General features: G+C 62.7%; 8 protein-coding genes. 7 read left to right on the forward strand and 1 reads right to left on the reverse strand.

The window, feature by feature from the left end:
* Positions 1–67 precede the first annotated feature (67 nt).
* From pglW to AB0J47_RS22905, 7 genes are read left to right on the forward strand one after another with little or no spacing between them, the layout of a single operon-like run.
* On the forward strand, positions 68–4,297 hold the full coding sequence (pglW, locus tag AB0J47_RS22875; RefSeq protein ID WP_364349244.1) for a BREX system serine/threonine kinase PglW: 4,230 nt from the start codon (positions 68–70) through the stop codon (positions 4,295–4,297).
* Positions 4,297–7,881: a BREX-2 system adenine-specific DNA-methyltransferase PglX gene (gene pglX / locus AB0J47_RS22880; RefSeq protein WP_364349247.1), complete on the forward strand. Its 3,585-nt coding sequence runs from the start codon at positions 4,297–4,299 to the stop codon at positions 7,879–7,881. Before pglW ends, pglX (AB0J47_RS22880) begins: the two co-directional genes overlap by 1 nt.
* Positions 7,882–7,885: 4 nt before the next feature.
* Entirely contained in the window at positions 7,886–9,757 is a 1,872-nt protein-coding gene (locus AB0J47_RS22885) for a DUF262 domain-containing protein (protein WP_364349250.1), read from the forward strand.
* Positions 9,754–13,494: a DUF6079 family protein gene (locus tag AB0J47_RS22890; protein WP_364349253.1), complete on the forward strand. Its 3,741-nt coding sequence runs from the start codon at positions 9,754–9,756 to the stop codon at positions 13,492–13,494. The genes AB0J47_RS22885 and AB0J47_RS22890 overlap by 4 nt, the downstream gene beginning before the upstream one ends.
* Positions 13,491–16,187 (forward strand): BREX-2 system phosphatase PglZ, encoded by a 2,697-nt coding sequence (gene pglZ / locus AB0J47_RS22895; protein ID WP_364349256.1) that lies wholly within the window; start codon positions 13,491–13,493, stop codon positions 16,185–16,187. The genes AB0J47_RS22890 and pglZ overlap by 4 nt, the downstream gene beginning before the upstream one ends.
* The gene (gene brxD, locus AB0J47_RS22900; protein WP_364349259.1) at positions 16,184–17,464 is read left to right on the forward strand and encodes a BREX system ATP-binding protein BrxD; all 1,281 of its coding nucleotides are present in this window, start codon (positions 16,184–16,186) and stop codon (positions 17,462–17,464) included. The genes pglZ and brxD overlap by 4 nt, the downstream gene beginning before the upstream one ends.
* Positions 17,464–19,557, forward strand: a complete 2,094-nt coding sequence (locus tag AB0J47_RS22905) for a DEAD/DEAH box helicase (protein ID WP_364349262.1) — start codon at positions 17,464–17,466, stop codon at positions 19,555–19,557. The genes brxD and AB0J47_RS22905 overlap by 1 nt, the downstream gene beginning before the upstream one ends.
* Before the next feature lie 159 nt (positions 19,558–19,716).
* On the opposite strand, the gene pglX (AB0J47_RS22910) is transcribed toward AB0J47_RS22905, so the two are convergent.
* A complete protein-coding gene (pglX, locus tag AB0J47_RS22910) occupies positions 19,717–23,307 on the reverse strand; it encodes a BREX-2 system adenine-specific DNA-methyltransferase PglX (protein ID WP_364349265.1) in 3,591 nt (1,196 codons plus the stop codon).
* Between the last annotated feature and the right edge of the window lie 428 nt (positions 23,308–23,735).

Raw genomic sequence — 23,735 nt, forward strand, 5'->3', positions numbered from 1 at the left:
GGACTTGTCGTACGCACCGAGTACCCTGCCTTTACGACATTTGGGGACGACTTCAGGGGTGTGCGCTGTGCAAGGTGGGCGTTGGACTGAAATCTCGCCCTCGCAGTTCGATCACGAGAAAGACGGCCTCGACATCGTCGAGACGCTTCTGCCGGACGCACCGCCTTTTCGAGCCTGGTCCAACTTCGAATTCCGCGATAACAAAGGCCGCTGGCATGAGGTTGACCTGCTGGTTCTGGCACGGGACACGCTGTATCTGATCGAGCTCAAGTACTACAGCGGCGTGCTGCGCGGCAACGATCATGTGTGGCGTCGTGGCGGCCATCGCTCCGAGGACTCGCCGTTGCTGCTGGCCAGGCGCAAGGCGCAGTACTTCGCCTCTTTGCTCAAAGATCGCCTGATCGATCGAGTCGGTCCAGTCCCGCGCGGCACCATCCCCTACGTGCAGGAACTGGTGTTCCTCCACCATCCGAACTTGGTCTGTGAGCTGCCCCCGAGTTCGGCGATCAACCTGTACGGACTCGACGGAAACGAGTCCAGGAGCAATCTGCCGGGCATCTCCGAGCGATTACTCGGACCCACCACACGGGCACCGGTCAGCGAGGAGAAATCCTTGTTGCTGGCCGACTTGATGAGAGCGATCGGTCTCGCGCCGCGCCGCCAGCGGGAGCTGGGGTCGTGGGTCATCGACGAGGAACCACTCGATGATGGGGACGGTTGGCAGGATTGGCCGGCGTTCCATCATGTCGATACAGAGCGCAGCGCCCGCATCCGCTTCTATCTGCCGAAGCCGGGTTCCAGCCCGGCCGAGGAGCATGCGCGAGTTCGGGCCGTGGAGGGTGAATACCGGCTGCTGGCCCGGCTCAAGCACGATGGCCTCCAAGTGCCGGTCGATGTGGTCAAGGATCGGGAACTCGGCATCGGCCTGGTTTTCCTTCAGCCGAAGGACGTCGAACGTCTCGATCTGTGGCTCGCTGACAACGCCACCACGTTGACGCTGGAGGATCAGCTGGAGCTGCTGGGGCAGCTTGCCGAAGTCGTCCTTTACGCGCACCGGCATCGCGTCGTTCACCGCACACTGAATCCACGCGCGGTCACGCTGCGTATGCGGGGGAAGAATCGCCTGCTACAAGTCACGGACTGGGACAGCGCGGGGGTTCTTCCTGCCAATTCGGAGATGGGCACATCGTCCCTCTCCGGCGGGCTGTTGAGTTTGGATGCGGACACCCTTTCGGAGCAGGCGCGACTGTTCGCCGCTCCGGAGGGAAAGAGCGCGACCGATCCGGTGCGAATGGATGTATTCGGCATCGGCGCGTTGGCGTTTTACCTGTTGTCGGCTGGTGCCGCGCCTGCTACCGACCGCGGCGAGTTGATGGATCGATTGCGTCGCGATCGCGGGCTGGACCTGGCGGCGGAAATGCCCGAGGTGCCCTCGGCATTGCGCCAGCTGGTGCTGGATGCGACCAACCCGAGCCCTGCGGACCGGATCGCCACAGTGACCGATTTCCTGGACCGGCTGGAGGACACCCGTCACCGGCTCATCGGATCGCCCGGTGAGACAGATCCGCTGGAGGCGGGCCCCGGCGCTGTGCTCAGCGACGGTCGCTTCGAATACCGTCGCAGGCTGGGGGCGGGCTCCACCGCCGTCGGCATCCTCGTCGTAGACAACAAGGCCGGTCGGGCGCAGCGGGTGCTCAAGGTGGCCCGTGACGACGAGGCCGCGGCTCGATTGCGTGCCGAGGCACAGGTACTGGGCAAACTGAACGATCCGCGGATCGTGCAGTTGAACACGGAAGAGATCGTCGGCGGACGCACGGCGCTGGTGTTGCAGTGGGCCGGTCGCACGACACTGGCTGAGGAACTGGCAGGTAAGGACGGCGGCCTCTCGATCGACCTGCTCGAGCGATGGGGCAGCGACCTGCTGACGGCGCTGGTCGCGCTGGAACGGGCCGGTGTCACACATCGCGACATCAAACCGGCCAACCTGGGAGTGTTCTCGTCGAGTCAGCGGGCCGACACCCATCTGATGATGTTCGACTTCTCCATGGCTGGAGTCGATCCGCGCAATATCGAGGCCGGGACCCCGCCCTATCTCGACCCCTTCCTGGGATTGACGGGCAGCCGCCGCACCTATGACACTGCCGCCGAACGCTACGGCGCGGCGGTGGTGCTATTCGAGATGGCGACGGGCAACGCTCCGCAGTACGGCCCGGACCCGCAGGCGAACCCCGCGACGGTGGACGATGATGTCACCCTTGCACCGGAAATGTTCGAAGCCGCTGTGGCCGAATCTCTTTCGCGGTTCTTCGCCTCGGCGCTCTCGCGTGACTCGACGGCACGGCCGGATACCGCCGAGGACATGCTGCGTGCATGGCGCGCGGTGTTCACGGAGCTGGATGCCGCTCCTGCGCCGAGCGGCACCGCCGATGCGGCAGCCACCGCCACCGTGATCACCGCGCTGAGTCACGCCGGGTTGAGCCCGCGTGCAGTGTCGGCGCTCGCCGCCATCTCCGTCACTACCGTCGGGGAACTGCTCGCCCTGGATTCCACCCGGCTGAACCGCCTGGTTGCCAAGGAAGCCAAGAACACTCGCGTCGAGATCCGAGATCGGTATCGGGAGTGGGCCAAGAGCCTCGGGCGGCAGGCGCCTGTGGCCAGCGGGCAGACCATGCTCAGCCTCGACGATGCGGTGCAACTGTTGTTGGCGGCGCTGGGGTCGCGGCGGACGACGCGGCGTACGGCAGGCGAATTGCTGCTCGGGGAGAAGGCCGGCCTCGATGCCTTCGCTAGCGGGCACGAACTGGCTCGGGTATTGAAGAAAGCGAACCAGCGGGGGCATCAGCTCATCAAAGAGCTGCAGGCGGAATGGGCCGAGAATCCGGCCACCCGTGAACTTCTCGACGGAGTGATCGACCTCGCCCAGCAGGTGCTCCGCGATTCCGGTGACGTGGTGGCGATCCCGACGCTCACCGCGGAGATCCGCGCACGCATGCCGCAGCCCGCGTCGACCGCGGCCGACGCGATGACGCCGGTTCTCGCGGAACGGGCGGCGGCGGGCCTGCTGCGCGCCGCCTTCGATCGCCTCACCGAACACGAGACCGCCGACGGCGCAAAACGACTGGTGCGGCGCAGGCACGACGGCAGGTTGGCGCTGGTCGCCGACGACGAGGTGTTGTTGGCCGCCGCTGAGGCAGTCGGGAAGCGGGCCGACGAACTGGTATTCGGCAGCACATCCGTGGTGGTGCCGTTCGCGACGGCGGCACGCGAACTACGGGAGGCGTTCAGCCGGGCGTATCGCAGTGCCGCCGGACCCGATGTCCGGGTTCCGTTGCCGCCAGACCCGAAGTTGGTTCGCCTGGCTGCGGCCACCTCTCGCCTGGCGCACGTCTCCGGGCGAAGTGAACTGCATACGCGGGCACTCGACCCGTCCGAGGTCCTGCGGTGGGCGTTGGCCGGGTTGTCCCAGTCGGAATCATTGACCCCCAACGAGGTTCGCGCCCGGGCTGCCGCCCGCTTCCCGGAGCTCGATCGGCTGCCGCCACGAACGGCGTTGGACGCGATGATCGAGCGTGCAGGTCTCGGCCTGACGTGGGCGGATGGCGCCTACCGCTATCAGGATGCCGCGCCGCCGAGCGAATCGTCCCTGCACACTCGCGGAACAACCCGCACCGGCATGGCTCCGGAACAGGGGCCCGGTGCGAACGTTGACCGTGTTCCTTCCGCCCGGCATGTGCTGCTGCGGCAGTCGTTGCGGGAGAATGGATTCGTCGCTATCGGGGTGCCGATCCCGGCGGATCGTGCGGGCGAGCATGTGCGCGTCGCACGGAAGTTGGCCGACTCTTTCAACGGCGTGATTGTCGACGTGACAGGTGAGATCATCGCGGCCATGCGCGAACTGGCGGAGGCCAGGGGTGTGCCGTGGGATCTGGTCCGTGGTGCGGACGCCGCTGCGGAAGGCAGCCGGGACGCACACGGACTGCGGGCGGTGCTGGATCAGGTGATGCCACCGTTGGTGGCCCGGCTCGAGTCCACAGTCGTCTCCGGCGAGCCCACCGGTTCCGGGCCGGTGATCCTCACCGAACTGTCACCCCTCGCCCGCTACGGACATATGGACCTGCTCGCGCGCCTGAGTGATCTGTCGGCGCGGCGCCGCAGGCCGGTATGGGCGATACTTCCGCAGATCCGTGGTCAACGGGGCGCGCTGGTGGACGGCAAGCCGATTCAATTGGGTTCGCCCGGTGGACAATTCGTGACCTGGACGCCGATCGTCGGCGAGAGTGGGGAGAAGGTTCAGTAATGGCGGGTACCGAGGGATTCTCGGCGAGTGCATTGGTCGCGGCGCTGCGCAAGCAAGTGACGGCGCTGGAGGACGACCTACGCACACGGGTCGATGGCACCGATCTCGACTCCCGCCAGCCCGGTGTGTTCGAACGCTGGAAGAGCGAATACGAGCACGCCCTGACCGCACAGCGCACCGCCGCCTCGTGGCAGGAGTGGCGCAACGAGCGGGTGACGCAATCGGCGGTGGCATGGGTGCTGCTCACGGTGTTCGCTCGGTACTGCGAAGACAACGCGCTTGTGTCGCGGCTGTGGATCGCGGGGCCGAATCCGGACGCACGACAGCAGGCCCTCGATGCGCGTCGGGCGTACTTCACCGAAAAACCCGAGCATACCGACCGGGAATGGCTGAGCCGGATCATCGAGCACTTCGACGGGCTTGAGGCGACCCGGGGTTTGGTGGACGAATTCTCGCCGCTGCATCAGGTGACGCCGTCCGGCGATGCAGGCCGCGCGTTGCTCGAATTTTGGTGGCAGAAGGATGATTCCGGTGATCCGCTGTGGGGATTCGCTGGAGTAGACACCCGGTTCCTCGGTGATGCCTACCAGGATCTTTCGGAGTACGCGAAGAAGACGTATGCGCTGTTGCAGACGCCGGAGTTCGTAGAGGAGTTCATTCTCGACCAGACACTCGAACCGGCGCTGGCCGAGCGGGAGCTCGACGGTTTTACCGTGATCGACCCGACCTGCGGGTCGGGTCACTTTCTTTTGGGTGCTTTCCGTCGACTGTTCAACCACTGGCAGCGAGAGGCCCCGGCGCTGCAACCTCGGTTTCTCGTTCGCAAGGCGCTCGAGGGGGTCTTCGGGGTAGATATCAATCCGTTCGCGGTGGCGATTGCTCGATTTCGCCTGATGGTTGCGGCATTGGATGCCAGTGGTGACAAGTCGATCGAGAAGCTGGTCGACATCAAGTTAAATCTGGCGGCCGGTGACTCACTGCTTTGGGGATCCAGGCAGGAGGCGATCGCTGACGATCTCTTGTCTATCGGGCAGGGTGAGTTCGCGCTGTCGATCGAAAACCCTGTGGGGCTGAAGGCTATTCTGCGTCGTGAGCACGATGTGGTCGTGGGCAACCCGCCCTATGTCAGTGTCAAGGACCCAGCACTTCGGGACCTATACCGGAGGCACTACACAACCTGCCACGGAAAATATGTCCTAGCGGTTCCTTTCATGGAACTGTTCTTTGAGCTGGCGAAGTCGGGCACAAAGGGAAACCGGCCCGGTTGGGTAGGGCAGATTACCGCGAATTCGTTCATGAAGCGTGAGTTCGGCGCTAAACTTATCGATGAGTTTCTAGGGATGAAGGACCTGCGGCGTGTAATTGACACTTCCGTCGCATTTATCCCCGGTCATGGGACGCCCACGGTTATTCTGGTGGCGCGTAATCAGTCTGTGTCAACTGGAACTGTTCGAGCGGTGCTAGGGGTTCGAGGTGAACCGAGCCGTCCCGACGAACCCGCGAAAGGGATCGTATGGTCCGCGATAGTCGACCATCTCGACGATTCTGTATTCGACAACGGATGGATCACGGTCGCGGACTTGGATCGACATGCGTTCAGAAAGCACCCGTGGAGCCTTTCGGGCGGCGGTGCTGTCGGACTTCTGGCCGATATCGAACGATCCCGTGAAAAAGTGCTCGACCGAGTGGCGACCTCGGTTGGAATCACGTCATTTACACTTGAAGACGATGTGTTCATTCAACCTCCTCGGGTCTTGATGAGGGCGCAGGTCCTCCACGAGGCATCTCGAGAGATGGTGGCAGGGGACGAACTTCGAGACTGGACTCAGCTTCCGCACGATGTTGCGATATTTCCATACGGAGACAAATTAAAGGTAATCGAACGTGATGTATTTCCGGTCCAGGCGCCAAATGCTTTGCGGTTCATGTGGCCATTCCGAAATCTGCTCGAAAATAATAAGATGTTTGGGAATAAGACGAAGGTCGATGCAGGTGTTGAATGGTATGAGTACGGCAGGCTGACCGATAGCAAACTCCGTACCCCGTGGGCGATCGTGTTTGCTGAAGTTGCGACCCACAATCATTTTGTACTTGACCGTGGCGGCAAAGTGTTCAAGCAGACTGCGCCGGTGATCAAGCTGTCGGAGGGGGCGGGAGAAGATGATCACCTGAATATACTGGGGTTGTTGAACAGTTCGGTAGCATGCTTCTGGCTCAAACAGAAATGTCAGAATAAGGCTGGTGGGGGAATTGGTAGAGGTGACTCTGATGAAGGTTGGGAGCAGCGCTATCAGTTTAATGGAACAAAAGTCCAGGAATTTCCCCTTCCGGCAGGCTACCCGTTGACGCGTGCCCGTACGCTCGATGCCCTCGGCGTGGAGCTTGCTAAAAACTCTCCCGAGGCGGTCGCCGCGAACGCGGTCCCCACTGACGACGCTGTTTCTGCTGCATACGGAGAATCCGAACGTATCCGTGCACTGATGATTGCACTCCAGGAAGAATTGGACTGGGAGTGCTATCGCCTGTATGGCCTGGTCGACGAGGATCTTACCTATCCCGGTAATCTGCCTGGAATTGCGTTGGGCGAGAGAGCCTTCGAGATAGTCCTCGCCAAGACCGTCGAGAACGGTGTACACACAGTGTGGTTCGAGCGCCATCGTTCGACTCGCATTGCCGATATCCCGGCACACCTCCCTGCTGACTACCAAGCACTAATGCAACGGCGCCTTGACACCATCGCGTCCAACCCGAACATCCGTCTGCTGGAAAAGCCAGAATACAAGCGCCGATGGACGATCGAGTCTTGGGACAAGCGCCTCTCCGACGCCCTCTGCAGTTGGCTACTCGACCGTGTCGAGGACCGCACATTCTGGTTTGACCGTGACGGCCGCCCCACCATGCAAAGCGTTGCCCAGTTGGCCGACAATCTGGACCATGATGAGGACTTCCGAAAGGTCTTGCAGTTGTGGGCCGGTAGTTCCGACGTTTCGACTTCGGCCGCGCTGACGAAGCTGCTGGCCGACGAAGGCGTGCCGTATCTCGCGGCCCTCCGCTACAAATCGTCCGGCTTGGACAAGCGTGTCGCCTGGGAAGAGACCTGGGCGCTGCAACGCCGTGAAGACGCCGGTGAGAAGCTGGACATACCGATTGCTGTGCCGCCTAAGTACAGGCCCACCGATTTCGCAAAACCCGCCTATTGGTCCCGTCGAGGCAAGCTCGACGTGCCGAAGGAGCGCTTCATCTCCTATCCTGGCGCCAGCCGCGAGTCTGATTCGAGCGAGCTGCTCGGCTGGGCGGGTTGGGATCATGGGGAACAGGCGCTGGCCCTCGCCGAGCTGATCGGCGCTCGTATCGACGATGGCTGGGAGGCAGCGAAGCTCGCGCCGATGTTGGCGGGTCTGGCCGAACTCGCGCCGTGGGTTCGACAATGGCACGGCGAGATCGATCCCGAGTACGGGGAATCGGTGGCCCACACCATCGATGAGGAACTGCGTTCGCGTTGCGCGCAGGTCGGCGTCACGATCGAGGAATTGGCCGCGTGGCGTCCACCCGCCACCACGCGTGGCCGGGGGCCAGGAAAGTGACCGCATGAGCAGCATCACGCCGCACTACCGTACGATCACCGAACTGTTGCAGAGCCGTTCGTTCGCGATCGATGAGTATCAGCGCGAATACAAGTGGGAGTGCCGCAATATCCAGGAGTTGCTCTCCGACCTGCTTGGCAAGTTCGAGACGTCCTATCGCGACGGTGATTCGCCCAAGAACGCGAGCGAATACGCCGACTATTTCCTGGGCTCGATCATCGTCACCCAACGGGGGAACAAGAACTACCTGGTGGACGGTCAGCAGCGGGTCACCTCGCTGACCCTGCTGTTGATCTACCTGTACCGCGAGTCGAAGGCGCGTGGTCTCAGCGCAGCCACGGCACTGGAACCACTGATCTTCTCGGATAATTTCGGCGAGCCGAGCTTCAATCTCGATATTGCCGAACGGGTTCCGGTGATTCGCGCCCTGTTCAACGGTGAGCAGTACAACGGTGACGGCAAAGAAGAGTCGATCAGGACGATCCTCGACCGGTACCACGATATCGAGGACTTCCAGCTGGCAGGCGAGCTCGGCGAGGGCTTGGCGACCTTCGTCTACTGGCTGATCCGCAGGGTTGGGCTTATCGAGATTGCCACCGTCACCGACGCGCACGCTTACTCGATTTTCGAGACGATGAACGACCGAGGTCGTCCACTCAGCCCGGTAGACATGCTCAAGGCGTATCTGCTGGCGCCGATCGATTCCGATGACGGACGCGCCAACGCCAACCGTGTCTGGAAGAGCACCGTCCTCGAACTCACCTCGTGGGCAGCCGATCCCGACCCGGAACGCGACGCTGCCTGTATCAAAGCGTGGTTGCGCGCCCAGTACGCCGACAGCATCCGAGATCGTAAAAAGGGCGCCACCGACAAGGACTGGGAGCTGATCGGCAGCACCTTCCACCGGTGGATTCGGGACAACGAGAAGCGGGTCGGCGCGGGGGCTGGAGCGGCGAACCTGCGGATCATGACCGACGAATTCCCCTTCTTCGCACGGGCCTACCGGCAGATCTTGCATGCCGGACGCACCTACACGCCCGGTTTGGAATCGGTCTACTACAACGCGCACAACGATTTCACCTGGCAGAGCACCGTTCTGCTCGCACCGTTGACCATCGACGACGACGCCGACACCGTGCGCCGAAAGATCGAAGCCACAGCAGCATATTTGGATATCTGGCTGATGCGCCGCGTCGTCAACTACATCCGCGTCGGATACTCCAACGTCAGCTACCCGATGTGGGCTTTGTGCAAGGACATTCGGCGTAAATCGCTCGATGAACTGATCACGATCCTGATCGGCAAACTGAATGCCGACGACACCACCTTCGAGCAGAGCCCCAGCCGTGGGCGTGACGGTATGTATGCGTTGCGACTCAACCAGTTCAGCCGCCGGTATATCTACCACCTCCTTGCTCGCATCACCGCCGCGGTGGATGTCGGTGTGGGGAAGGCGGACCAGTTCGACCATTACGTGGACCGGACCCAGAAGAACCCGTTCGATATCGAGCACATCTGGCCCGACAAGTACAACCGCTACCGCGATCAGTTCGAGTCACAGCAAGAGTTCGAGGCGTGGCGCGACAGCATATGCGCGCTGATTCTGCTGCCCGCCGACGTAAACCGCAGCTACCAGGATCAGCCGTTCGAAGTGAAGGCCCCGCACTACGCGAAACAGAATTTCTACGCCGCGAGCCTGACCGCGAGCGCCTACCAGCATCAACCGCAGTTCGAGCAGTTTCGAACCCGCGAGAAGTTGGCGTTCAAGCCCTACAAAACCTTCGGCAGGGCCGAGCAGGAGGAGCGCAACGACCTCGTGCTGGCGTTGGCGAATAAGATCTGGTCACCGAGCCGATTGGAGGACCTGCGGCGATGAGCATTCTCCTGCGCGATGTGATCGACATCCCCGAACAGGTCGGCAGCGACGACTATGTCCTCAAACTCACCTCGAGCACGGGCGACGACGACCACATCCGGGCCACGATCGAGGAATACGTTCTCACCGAGTCGCTTCGCGAAAATTTCGCCACCGCACTGACTCTGGTTGCCGATGCGGTGAGCAAGAACACCTCCCGCGCTGCATATCTCGTAGGGTCGTTCGGCTCTGGTAAGAGCCACTTCATGGCGGTGCTGTACGCGCTGCTCGGCAATCATCCGGCGATGCGGACTGCGAAGTTCAACGAACTCACCGGACGGTACGACAGTAAACTGTCCGGTAAGAAGATCCTGCGTCTCACCTATCACCTGCTCGGGGCGAAAAGTCTGGAACAGGCCGTCTTCCAGGGCTATGTGGACCAGATCAGGCGACTGCACCCCGAGGCCGAGTTGCCCGCGGTGCACGTGTCGGATTCGCTGCTCGACGATGCCGAGAACCTGCGCAGTCGCCTGGGCGACGAGAAATTCCTGTCCTCACTGGGCTCCGGAGTACAAGATGCGTGGGGTGGAGTCCTGGGTGGGGGAGCTTGGGATCTGCCGCGCTACGAGAAGGCTCGCACCGCACCGCCGGAAGACGCGGAGCGTATCGCGCTCGTATCTGCGTTGGTGCAGACGCACTACAGTTCGTTCACACAGCACGCCGAGTACGTGGACCTGGACCGCGGTCTGGTCGTGATCTCCGAGCACGCGAAATCGCTCGGCTACGACGCCACCGTGTTGTTCCTCGACGAACTCATCCTTTGGCTGGCGTTCTCGGTGAGCGACACCGAGTTCTTCGCGCGCGAATCGCAGAAGATCACCAAACTCGTCGAATCCTCGGGCACACAGCGTCCGATCCCGTTGATCTCGTTCATCTCTCGTCAGATGGACCTGCGTAAATGGTTCGCGGACGCGGGTGCTTCCGGCGCTGAGCAGGAGGCAATCGACCGTTCGCTGAATTACCAGCAGGGCCGGTTCCGTGAAATCGAACTGGGCGATGACAACCTCGCCGAGGTGGCGCACGCGCGACTGCTGCGACCCAAGGACGACAACGCACGGCAGATCCTCGCGGATGCGTTCAAATCCGTCAGCCGCACACCCGACGTGTGGGATGTGCTGCGCGACAGCATGAACACCTCCGATGAGCACCGCGGAGCGTCCGAGCGCGAATTTGAGCTCACCTATCCGTTCTCCCCGGCCCTGGTCGCGACGCTGCGCAACCTGTCGACGGTTATGCAGCGCGAACGAACCGCGCTGAAGGTGATGCAGCGCATGCTCGTCGAGCGTCGCGACACCCTCACCGTCGATGACCTCATTCCGGTGGGGGATGCCTTCGACCGGATTGTCGAAGGAAACGAACCGATCGACGCGCACGCGGGCACATTGTTCAAGGCGGCATCAGAGCTGTATCGGAACAAGGTGCTGCCGATGCTGCTGGACAAGCATCAGATCACCGCTGATCAACTGGCGAACGAACCAGCGAGTGTGCCGCTCGGATTCCGGTCGCATGAGCGCATCGCGAAGACGCTGCTGCTCTCGGCGATCGCGCCGAAGGTGCCCGCACTGCGGGATATCACTGCCAGCCGATTAGCGGCGTTGAACCACGGCTCGATCAAAACGCGGTTGCGCGGCGGCGAAGCGCGAGTGGCACTCGGCGCGGTTCGGGAATGGGCGAGCAAAGACATCCCGGAAATCAGTGTGGCGGACGGGCAGGATCCGATCATCCGGCTGCAACTCGCTGAGGTCGACTACAAGTCGGTGATCGATCGGGTGCGAGGCGAGGACAATATGGGTCGTCGCCGGGTGCTGCTGCGCAAGCTCGTGCACAGTGCCCTCGCCATCACCAGTCAAGACGATTTGGCCGGTGCGGCAACACGAACCGTGTACTTCCGCGGCTCCCGCCGCGAAGTGGACGTGGTATTCGGCAATGTCCGCGATCCGGCGTCGGTGCCAGAGCAGAGTTTCGACCCGCGCCCGGGAACATGGCGTTTCATCGTCGACTACCCGTTCGACGAGCACGACTTCTCGGCGGCCGACGATATCGCGCGGGTCGACCGGTTGATCACCGGCGGAGACAGGCACACCGTGGTGTGGTTGCCAAAATTCTTCTCTACGAAGGCGATGGACGATCTGGCGCAGCTGGTGAAACTCGACTGGCTGTTCACCGGAAGCGGTGACCGCTGGCAAGAGAACTCCGACCACCTGTCGGCCGGTGATCGGGCGCAGGCGCGCGGCATCCTGGAGAACCTGTATCGCGGTTCGATGACCAGTTTCGAATTGCTGCTGCGACAGGCGTACGGAATCGAGGCGGCGGACCCCAAGAATTTCGTCGACGATGCGGGGCACACCGAGGTGCTCGTGTCGTTGAGCAGGGATTTCCAGCCGAGGCTGCCCGCAGCTCTCGGACTGCTCGATGCCTTCGAGAAAGTGGTGGACCAGGCGTTCAGCGCGACTTACCCGGCGCACCCGCAGTTCGAACCGGCTACCGAGGAGATCAGCGCACGCCAGTTCGAAACAGTGCGCGGATACGTCGAGCAGGCGTGCACGCATCGTGACGGTCGGGTGCCGACGATGCCCGGAACCGATCGCAAGACAGTCCGACGAGTGGCAGGACCGCTTCGAGTCGGAAAGGCGACAGAAGATCACTTCCTTTTCGGTGAGGACACCTTTGCCTTCTGGGCAGGTGAATTGGATCGCGCCGCAGGCGAATCGGCATCGGGCAGCGCCGTGACCGTCGGCGACCTGCAGCGTCGCATCGACGCCATCAGCCCGGCGTGGGGCCTGCGACCGGAAGCGCGTGACCTGGTGGTCAGTGCGTGGGCGCTGTTGCGTAAACGAGCCTGGTTCGAGGCGGGCGCACCGGTCACCGCGCCCCCGCTGGGACGCATGCGTGAGAGCATCGAGTTGCGGGCCGAGGAACTGCCCGAGCAGTCGGCCTGGGATACGGCGCGTACCCGAGCCTCAGAACTGTTCGGGTACACGATGCCGCGGACCTATCTCACTGGCGCCAATGTTGCAGACTTCGCACAGCAGGTCCGAGTGCGGGCCGCTGAAAAACACAGTGACCTCGTCGAGCTGATCCAGCAGTTGACCGCGGCCCATGACCGACTTCACTTCACCGCCGAACGCAACGACCGGCTCACCGCCGCGACCGAACTGGCGAATGCACTCGAACGGGTCCAAGCCACCGCGGGCAACGTGGCCGTCATCGATCAGCTCGCCGAGCTCACACTGCCGGTCGCGATGTCGACTGCGGGGCAGATTCGCGCCGAAGCAGGACGCGACGCACGGGCGCTGCGAGGTTTCCGCTGGCAGGTACTCGAGAAACTGCAGGCCGGTGCCGAAGCTTCGGGCCCCGCAGCCGATTCTGCGCGCGATCTGCTGCGGCGGTTGCGGGAGACTATCTCCGTGCCGGGGAAGTCGCTGGCCGAGGAATTGGGCCACTGCGAGGACCGGATATTCAACTGGGTGATGGCGCAGACCCCGACTCCCGTCGAGGATCCGGTCAGGGACTCCACCCCGCCGCCACCGACCGATCCGAAGCCACCGCATCCCGAGCCCGCCCCGGTGTCCTCCGAGACCAACCCAGAAACCGTGATCCTGCAAGGGCTCGACGACGTCGAGGAGTTCACCAACGAGTTGCGTGCCGCGTTCGCCCGGCACGGCAGCCGCGTGCGGGTCAAGTGGTGGGTGGAGTGACCACGCTGACCGCCACCCAGCCGATCATCGCTGCCAAACTGGCGAAGGCGGGTGAGAAGCAGTATCGCCACGGTGTTCTCGGATTGCGTGCCGCCCCCTGCTGGGACGGCGATGGCTTCGTCCACGACGGAGTCCCGGTGACAGTCGCGGCATGCCCATCCACCCTCGCGGTCTGGGAGGCACTCGAAAACCGCAGCGACGGTGAATGGTTGGTGATCCTCACGCCGATCGAAGAGGACGAGCTCGGTTCCGGCGTGCTCGCGCACCTGGTGAACGGTCGGCTGCTGACACCCGATCCCTGGGATGCGTTACGCAGCACATTCGCCGCCACCACCATCGAACCTGCGCTGTACCGAGTCGACAACGATCGGTCGCTGGCCACCGGACTCTTGGCGGTGCTGCCCTCCACGGCTTACACCCCGGCCCGTGGCGGTGTGCTCACTCAGGCGCATGCGATGAGCGCGGTGGCACGAGGCGTCCTCGCGATGACCGACGATCCGACTGTCGAAATCGACACACTCACCGTCCTGGAGTGGACTCGTAGCGGCAACGTCGACCAAGGTTTGGCGGAGCTGGCGATGGGTGGCCCGGTGCTGTCGGCGGCGTTCACCGACTGGTTGGGTGAGCGCTCGGGTCGGCTGGGCCGGGCGGTGACGGCGCTGCTGCGCAGCGGCCGGATCAAGGATCTGGTGCCGCTGGGGTTGATCGCCGGGCTGCTCGATACACAGGAATCCGGCGGCGAACTCGCTCGCGGGCTGTTCCTCGGTCGCTTCGAGTTGGGCGCACTGAGCACCGACGATCTCCGCGGGTGGTATCAGGATGCGGCGGGACTACTGACACGAATGCAGTCCGTGCGCGAACAGCACCACGTCCTCGACCTCGCCGAACGACACGTCGCCGAACTCGGCATCGGGCAAGTGGCGGGTCACTCGGAGTTCCTGCCGCAAGGTCTGCAGGCACGCTTGGCGACGCTGTCCGACGCACTCGATGCCGTACTGCCGAGCGCGCTGGGCGACGACCCGGATGCGCCGATCGTCACCGCGTCTTCAGCTCGTGTGGAGGCGGCATGGCTGGAGGTGCAGCGTCACTTCCTCGCGAAGACCGATCCCGCGTGCGACGCATTCGCCGCGGGAATCCGGCTGGTCCGTTGGCTCGCTGCCCGCAGCGAGCCAGCCACGAGCTTGGCGATGCTGACCGATCGCCAAATGATCGAGGACAGCTGGGTGGATGCGGCTGTCTCTGCGGTGCGACGTGGGGCGGAGCTGCCGGGTTCGATCGCTACTCTGCGGACGATCATCGACCTGGTTTCGCAGCGAAGGCGTCACCATGATCGGCAGTTTGCGCGAGCGTTGGCCGATGCGCCGCAACCGGCGGTACCTGGGGTCGAGGACTTGATGCGCCGTGTCGTGGTGCCACTGGCTGCATCCCGCCCGACGCTGTTACTCGTGCTCGACGGTCTGTCCGTATCGGTGGCGAACGAAATCTTTTCGGGTGCAACAGGGCTCAGCTGGCGTGAGGCTTCGATAACGTGGCTGGTCGGTGCGGGGGAACCGCGCCGAGGAGGTGCGCTCGCTGTGTTGCCGACGCTCACACGGCGTAGTCGTTGCTCGCTGCTGAGCGGAGAACTTCGCGAGGGTGACGAGCAGGCCGAGCGCACCGGTTTCGCGGCGATCCTGCGGGAGGCCGGACTGCAAGCGCCCGGCGATCGTCCCGAACCGATCTTCCACAAGAAGGCCCTCGATACGACTCCGGCCGGGGCTGCGCTGGCCACCGAGGTGAACGACGCGATCGTCGACATCAAGGGCCGTCCGCTCGTCGCGGCCGTGCTCAACTTCGTCGACGACTCCCTGCATCACACCGACCCGGGGCGAGCCATTTGGACGGTGGACGCCATTCCGCACCTGCGACCGTTGTTGAAGGCCGCGCAGCGAGCGGGCCGAACAGTGGTCGTCACCTCCGATCACGGGCACGTCATAGAACGTCGCGAGAGCGGGAGATTGCACCGCGGCCACCTGTACGGGCAACGCGCCCACGCCGACATCGGCCGTGTCGAGGACGGCGAGGTCGTGGTGCGGGGGCCGCGGGTGCTCACCGATACCGGTGCCGCGGTGCTGGCCGTCGACGACACGATTCGATATGGAGTGGTCAATGCCGGGTACCACGGTGGCGGCTCGCCCGCCGAGGTCGTGGTGCCGGTGATCGCGCTGTACACCGGTGAGTGCCCAGAATCGCTTGCGCCGCTCGATACCGTGGAGCCCACGTGGTGGAATGCTCCGCTGTCCGTGGCGCAGGGATCGGTCTCGGCGGGGACGGGACCGGTCGACACGCGCAAACCGTTGCAGACCGAACCGAGTTTGTTCGATGCCGAACCTGTGGAACCGGCCACGACGTTGTCTGCAGGTGTGCTGTCGTCGGCGATCTTCGAGGAACAGCTGCGGCTCGCAGGCCGAATCTCAGTGCGGCCGGATCAGATCGGCGCACTCGTCGACGCACTCACCTCGGTCGGTTCGCGAGAGCTCACCCTGGTCCAGGCGGCGGCGGTAGTGCAGGTCGCGCCTGCCCGAGTCAACGGCGCGCTTCTCCAGATCAAACGGGTACTTGACGTCGAGGGCTATGAGGTCCTGCTGCTGGACCAGGGGGTAGTCCGGCTCGATGAGGCGGCGCTGCGCGAACAGTTCGGGGTGCCGCAGTGAGCGCCCCGGTCTCGGCTCGGCGACGCCGCGAAATCCTCGACGCGTTGCGACGAGGAACGGTGCCGTCCAACGGACTCGATCAGCTCGCTGTCGGGCTCGACCGGTTCGACGGCGAACTCGATTCCGAGCTGGGTATCGTCGCGGGTGGTGGCGCGATGTTCAAGGCTGTCCGTGGCGACTATGGCTCCGGTAAAACCTTTTTCGCCCGATGGCTCGCCGACCGCGCACTCAAACGTGGTTTCGCAGTGGCCGAGGTGCAGATCAACGAGATCGACACGCCGCTACACAAATTGGAGACCGTGTATCGGCGCAGCATTGAATCATTGCGTACCGCATCGGTTCCGCCAAGCGCGCTCCGGCCGATCCTGGACGGGTGGTTGTTCACCATCGAGGACGACGCAGAGTCACAGGGCGCCGAAGTGGATGCACTGCTCGAACGCAGACTTGCCGGGGTCGCGATGCGGGCACCGGTATTCCCCATGGCAATTCGTGCCTATCGTCGAATGGTCGCCTCGGGTGACAACGACTCCGCTGACGGTCTGATCGCATGGCTCGGTGGGCAACCGCATGTGGCGGCATCGGTCAAAAGGCAGGCGGGGATCAAAGGCGACCTCGACAACTCGCTGGCTCTCGGGTTTCTGCGAGGATTGCTCGCCATTCTCGCCGACGCAGGCAACACGGGACTACTCCTGGTGCTCGACGAGGTCGAGACACTGCAGCGGGTTCGCAGTGACTCACGGGCCAAGGCGCTCAACGCCTTACGGCAGCTCGTGGACGAGGTGCACGACGGTCACTTCCCGGGGCTGTATCTGCTGATCACCGGAACCCCCGCCTTCTTCGAAGGGCGGCAAGGCATTGCGTTGCTGCCGCCTCTCGCAGACCGGTTGCATACCGATTTCTCGCGTGATCCGAAGTTCGACAATCCCCGTGCACCGCAACTGCGGCTGACCGGGTTCGACCTGGATCGGCTGGTGGAACTCGGCGGCCGGGTACGTGAACTCTTTGTCTCGGGACTCGATGATGCGGAGCGGATCCGCGGCGTCGCAGACGAGGAATTCCTCCGCAGATTCGCCGAGGCGGTTGCCGGCAAGTTGGGTGGACGGGTCGGTGTCGCACCTCGACTGTTCCTCCGCAAACTCGTCGATGTGCTCGATGTGATCGAATTGAATCGAGACTTCGATCCGTACGTCGACTACGAGGTGAAGATCACCGACTCCGAATTGTCGGATGCCGAGCGCGAGACCGCCTCTGCCGACGACATCGAGTTGGACCTGTAGTGGACTCCTTCGAGCGACTTCATCCAGGGGTTCGGTACCACTTGGCCAATACCCTGCGCTGGGACGGTCTGCGTCCGACCCAGGCTGCGGCGGTCGGTCCGATCCTCGACGGTTCGGATGCGCTCGTGATAGCCCCGACCGCGGGTGGCAAGACCGAGGCGGCGATGTTTCCGCTGCTCTCGGCGATGGCAGCACAGGAGTGGGACGGCGTCTCCGTCCTGTACATATGCCCGCTGCGAGCGCTGCTGAACAATCTTCAGCCGAGGTTGCACGGATACACGCAATGGCTGGGGCGTACGGCACAGGTCTGGCACGGTGACGTCGGGCAGGCTGCCCGGCAACGGATCCTCCGTGAACGACCGGATATCTTGCTGACCACGCCGGAATCGCTCGAAGCCATGCTGGTTTCGACCAGAGTCGATGCGCGAGTGTTGTTCTCCGGACTGCGGGCAGTCGTCGTCGACGAGGTGCATGCCTTTGCCGGTGACGATCGCGGTTGGCATCTGCTGGCGGTACTGGAGCGGTTGTCCCGGATCAGCGGCCGACAGATCCAGCGCATTGGGCTTTCAGCAACCGTCGGCAACCCCGGCGAGTTGTTGGCGTGGTTGCAGGGCAGCTTCATCGAGCGCGCGCGCGCCGTCGTCGCGCCTTCAGGGGTCGGTACCGCTGTGGACCCCGAGGTGACAGTCGACCACGTCGGCTCTGTCGACAACGCGGCGACGGTGATCGCCGCACTACATCAGGGAGAAAAGCGCCTGGTTTTCGTCGATTCCCGACGGCGGGCCGAGGAACTGGGTGCGGCCTTGCGCGCCAAGGGAATCGAGACCTATCTCTCACATTCGTCACTGTCGGCCGCCGAGCGTCGGCGCTCCGAGGAGGCGTTCGCCGAGTCACGCGACACCGTCATCGTCGCCACGTCGACTTTGGAGTTGGGTATCGATGTGGGCGACCTCGACCGGGTGATCCAGATCGGATCACCTCGAACCGTTGCGTCATTCCTCCAGCGGCTCGGCCGGACCGGACGACGGCCCGGTTCCGTCCGCAACTGCCTGTTCCTGTGCCTGGACGAGGACGCGGTCCTGCTCGCACTGGGAATGTTGCACTGCTGGTCGCGCGGCTGGGTCGAGCCCATCGTCGCGCCTCCGTCGCCGCGGCATATCGCCGCCCAGCAGCTACTCGCATTGTGCCTGCAGGAGCACAAAATTGGGGTAACCACCTGGAAGCAATGGTGGGGTTCGCTGTCGATATTCGATGAGACGGCCGAGGATATTCTCGAATTCCTGTGCACCGAAGGCTATTTCGAACGTGATGGTGACTTTCTACATATTGGCCATGAAGCAGAGCGGCGATTCGGTCGCCGCTATTTCTCCGATCTGACGGCGGTATTCACTGCTGCCCCGGAGTTCTTGGTGCTGGCCGGACGTAACGAAGTCGGCTCTGTCGGTACCGACCTGCTCGTCGAAGAGGTCGAAGGGCCGCGGATACTGCTCCTGGGAGGCCGATCGTGGCAGGTCACGCATGTGGACTGGCAGCGAAGGCGTTGCTTTGTCGACGCCGTGGAAACTGGTGGTCGCGCCAAGTGGTCCGGTCTGGGATCGGGTATGTCCTACGAGATCACCCGGGGGATGCGGGCGGTGCTGCTCGGTGACACTCCTGGTGGCGTCACTTTGACCAAGCGCGCGGTCACGGCGCTCGATGGTCTGCGCGCGACCTATGAGTCGACGGTCGCATCGGACGCCCTGGTAGTCGCATTGCCGCCCGAGGGGGCCGGGCGATGGTGGACGTGGGGCGGGACAGCGGCCAACCGCACCTTGCAGTCGTCACTGCCGAAGCTGGTCGACCCGCGGCAACGTATCGATGAGCGGTCACTGCGATTGCTGCCCGGGGTGACGGTACGTGAGGTGGGTGACGCTCTTGCCGAGGTGGCTTGGTCTCGCCCCGAGGTCAGCCGGAACGCTATTGCGGGCCTGAAGTTCTCGGCGGCACTGCCTCCAGATTTGGCCTACGAGACGTTGGGGGCGCGTCTGGGCAACCAGGTCGTGGCAGCTGATGTCGTGGCGGAGAATCGACGGATTCTGCGGGTCGAGGACTGAGCCGCGCAGAGCTGCCGTGATCGCAATTATCGACACGGGGAAACTGCTACAGCGCACCGATCCCGGCGGCAGTCCCGAATCCTGGTCCTACGACCGTGAACGCAACCGTTCCTCGCGGTCGATGTACACAGTTGAATTTTCCTGAAAGCGTTGTCAATGTCAGTCGGTTTTCTTGCGCGGCCGGCCCCTCCTGGCCACCGGAGGCCTCCATGCGTGTAGATCGTCGTCGCTCAAACCGTGTTTGCTCTGAACTGTCTGCCGGTATCCGTCGAAGAACGCGGAGGGTGTGCTGCTGTAGAGTTCGTCATAGTCGTTGTGCCACTGGTTGAGCCACGGCTGCAGCTCGAGGAGCCCAGCCAGCAGCGGCGTGAGCTCCTCGGTCGACAGGCTCCGGTTCGTGCAGTAGGTGGCCAGCGCTTGTGCCTGCTGTAGGTGGTCCCAGCCTGCCCAGCCGTAGAGCTCCGGAGTCGCGACATTGGTCGATCCGTAGGAGATGAACCGTTCCTTCGGCACGTCCAGTTTGCCGCGGGCCTGCCAGTACGAGGTCCGCAGGAAGTCCGTGTGCATGTACTGGGGGGGTATTGAAATCCCTTCGCGGATTTTGCGTTTCGTCGCCTCGTTGGTAGCGGCGTCCTCTTCCCGTTGCTGTGCCCACGCCTGATCCCAGTGGGCGTGCTTCTTGAGTCCTGACGGCTTGTAGCGCAGGGCTGACAAGAACGGAACGTGCTCCTCAGTGATCAGATCTGCCACGACCTTCATCAACTCGGTGCCCGGGGCATACAGTTCGGTGAGCGACATGAAGTCTTTATCCCGAGCTAGCCGATCCACTAATTGAGAAAGGCTGAGGATCGTGGGCTGATCGTTCTCGTCAAACCACAGTCCCCGAGTTTCCATGCGATCCAGCAGCCACGATCGGACGGCATTCTTCAGAATGGAATCCCAATCGGTACCGTTCCAGCGCCGCTTGAATGTCGGTTGCTCCACCCGATTGATGCCTCGCCGTCGCTCGATGAATTCGATGCGCCTCTCGACGGTCTTGCGATATTCTTCGGGCCATTCGGAAGGTATCGATGTTGTAAGTACTGCTCCGTTTATTTCGAACCATCGGGTATGCGACTCGCCGCGCGCGACGCGCCGAGCCAACACGATTTCGAAGGCGCGCTCGCCCGTCTTAATCTCAGGAACAGTTCCTACTGGTGCCAGTAGGCGATCCTCACTGTTAATCAAGCCGTACCGTTCGTAGATCTCCCAGTCCAGTTCTTCTTGCAGTCCGATCAGCCTAGCCTTCGCCTTCCGGTTTCGAGTACGCGCCGCGTCCAGCTCCGCTCTGGTCGGCGGTATAACATTCGTCAGCAACGACCGCGGGTCCGTGTCCATCAATTCGCGCGTCAGTGCATCAATCGTGTCGGCATAAATTGTCCACTGCCGTTGGAACCATTGGCCATCAGGAAGCGGGAACTGACCCAGGCGGTTACCTGCAAATTCGAAAAACTCTGCCCATGGCTCTCCTATCCCGATTTGACCCACCCCTGGTTGCCCCTTGCTATTACTGTTCTGTTTGATCCAGAAGCAGGCCAGGGAACTGTTAAGTAGCGATGTCAGTTGCAGTACGTCAGAATTGGAAACTGTATTCGGAAGCCGAACGATTGGTGCGGAATTCAAAGGTGCTACCCGGTCGCGCAGAACCGTGAAGTGATTGTGGGTGCTGACCCATGTGAATGCGATCCACCATGGATGCGCGCCTGCAACCTCGGTGACGTGACTCCACCGATACCAAGCTGGTGTGGCGGACCGGATGAGTGCTGGCCTATGCCGCATAGAGGTTCGGTACGGCCAGATCATGCGGTACAGGTAGGGGAAGGTACTGGTGTTTGGTTCAGGGGTCGAGTCTTTGAACATAACGCCGAATTCCTCGGGCGTCGCAGTCCAATCTCGAATGTCGGAGCCGCGAAGAACCGGCACCAAAACGTCGGTTTCAACTCTATTCCGTCGGTACGTTGCAGCGGTTGACAGGAATACATCATTCGCGCCCGCGACGGCAAAGAAGCCGATTCTAAGTGCTATGGAATTGAGAATGGATCCGGTACTGTCCATTCCTCGAAGGATTTCAATGGTCTCTCTGTCTGCGAGGGTCCAAGGAAACTTCCACAGCGACGGTTTATCGACATCGACCCTTTGTGTCCATAGATCCTCGTGCCCCGATTCTCGGTCGATTGCAGACCGTATCGACTGCCAGGCGAGTCCTTGTTCGGGATGATCGGGCATGGCAGACTCGCCGAGTAGGCCGATTACGGTTCTCACCGCTGCTGGAGTAGGTGGCCGGTTGCGACCGAACATTAGCACCGTCGGCGTGCCGTGTCCCGGAATGTAGGCTCCAGATGTATCTATCACCTCGGCGAGGTCGACAGTCGGGAAGAACTGTTCGACAAGTCTTTGCCCAAATTCCCGCTTCATAAAGCTGTTCGACGAGAGCAGCCCCACGAACCCTGCACTGTAAGTATCGTTTCTTGCGAGTTCGAAGAAACGTACGATGAAGGGTACCGTCAGTGCATACTTGCCAATGCACTGGCTATAGAGAACTCGGTACAGTGCATTGAGACTCGGGTCCTTCACGGTGAGATACGGCGGATTCCCTATCACAACGTGGTATCGACCAGGTTTCAGAATGTCCGGATACTCCTGTACATCCTCGGTGGCGTAGGAGAACTCGGCCAGGTCGCTTCCTGAAGCGTCGTCGATGGTCGACTTCTGATGTCGTTCCATGATCAGCGAGTCGCCGACGGCGAGTTGGATCGGCCATTCGTAGTGGGCGGCTTCGGCGAGTGTGCGGACGTTGGCTGCGGCCATGGCGGCGACGAGCAGTCGGAAGCGTGCGATGGCGATGGCGAAGGGGTTGATGTCGACACCGTGGACTGAGTTGAGTGCGTGGCGGACTCGCGTGTGGCGGTCAGTGGCGGGTTGGTCCTCGGCCCAGTGGCGGGCGAGTCGACGAAAGGCTCCAAGTACGAAGTGGCCGGACCCGCAGCTGGGGTCGATCATTTCCAGCTTCTGGTACCCGAATTCGCGTGTGGCGGGTTCGAGGGTGCGGTCGAGGATGAATTCCGCTATGAACTCCGGGGTTTGGAGCAGGGCGTAGGTTTTGCGGGCATTCTCGGAAAGGTCTTGGTAGAGGTCACCGAGGAAGCCGGTGTCCCAGCCGTTGATCCCGTCGGCGTCGAGGGGGTCGGTGAAATCGTGGACGAGGTCTCCGTGCTCGTCGTACTCGCGCCAGAATTCGATGAGCGCTCGAGCACCGTCGTGTGAGAGCGGGAGCTGGTACAGCGGGTTATGGGTCGGATCGAAGAGCAGCCTTCCGGCTTGGCCCGCGCCGAGTTCGGTGAACGCGCGAAGCAGCCAGCCACGATAGGTGGGCTCCGGGTCGGATTCGACATAGGCGAAGTAGCGAGCTTGAGCAAGATCGCGGCGGCCGGCGGTCGGACCAGTGAGATACGGCTCGGGGATCAGTTGGTTGTCTTCGCAGAAACGGACGAAGACGGTCCCAAGAACCCAGGCGAGGGCGACCTCGTTGATGCGTTCATCGCGCCAGGCGCTTTCGGAGGCGGCGGTGCGGCCGAGCTTACGGGCTTGTGTCCATTCGTCGTGCAGTCGTGACTTCACCTCGGGGAGCGTGTGCAGTTGCGTGTTCAGGTCGGTCCCGGCCGCGACAACCTGTTTCCTGAGATCGGAAAGCAAAGCGGCACGGTCGATCATCCGGTCTCCTTGGTCGCGACTCGGTCGGTTGCGCGGAAGACGTCCGCTCGACCGTTGGGGGCAAAGAAAATAATATCACGTGTCGAAGTAGGTGCTACGCTGACGGTCGCACGTCAAGCCGGCGTGCGATATGGACGCAATGTGGGCTGTTCATGCGGTTGAAGCTGATCCGGGCGTGGGCGCTGATTATCGTTTCACGTGTCGTACAGGGAGGAGTCCTGGTGCTCGACGGACTGTGGGGGCTGCGTGGTGAACCGTCCCGATGACGTCGCGATGACACTCGGCGCTGGTGTCGTACAAGTCGACATGCCCTGGTGGGCCATCTTGGTCGTGGTCTTGGCAAGTATTGCGCTGACCGCCTTCGGCCAGATCTGTCGCTATCGACTAGCTGCGCGTGCCTTGGACAAGGCTACGAGCCGAGATGTGGA

The organism is Nocardia sp. NPDC049737 (assembly GCF_040674755.1).
Lineage (GTDB): Bacteria > Actinomycetota > Actinomycetes > Mycobacteriales > Mycobacteriaceae > Nocardia.

Bases quoted from the DNA above. Each gene is read 5' to 3' on its own strand.
- AB0J47_RS22885 (WP_364349250.1), top strand. From the start codon at position 7,886: ATGAGCAGCATCACGCCGCACTACCGTACGATCACCGAACTGTTGCAG.
- pglX (WP_364349247.1), top strand. From the start codon at position 4,297: ATGGCGGGTACCGAGGGATTCTCGGCGAGTGCATTGGTCGCGGCGCTG.
- AB0J47_RS22890 (WP_364349253.1), top strand. From the start codon at position 9,754: ATGAGCATTCTCCTGCGCGATGTGATCGACATCCCCGAACAGGTCGGC.
- pglX (WP_364349265.1), bottom strand. From the start codon at position 23,307: ATGATCGACCGTGCCGCTTTGCTTTCCGATCTCAGGAAACAGGTTGTC.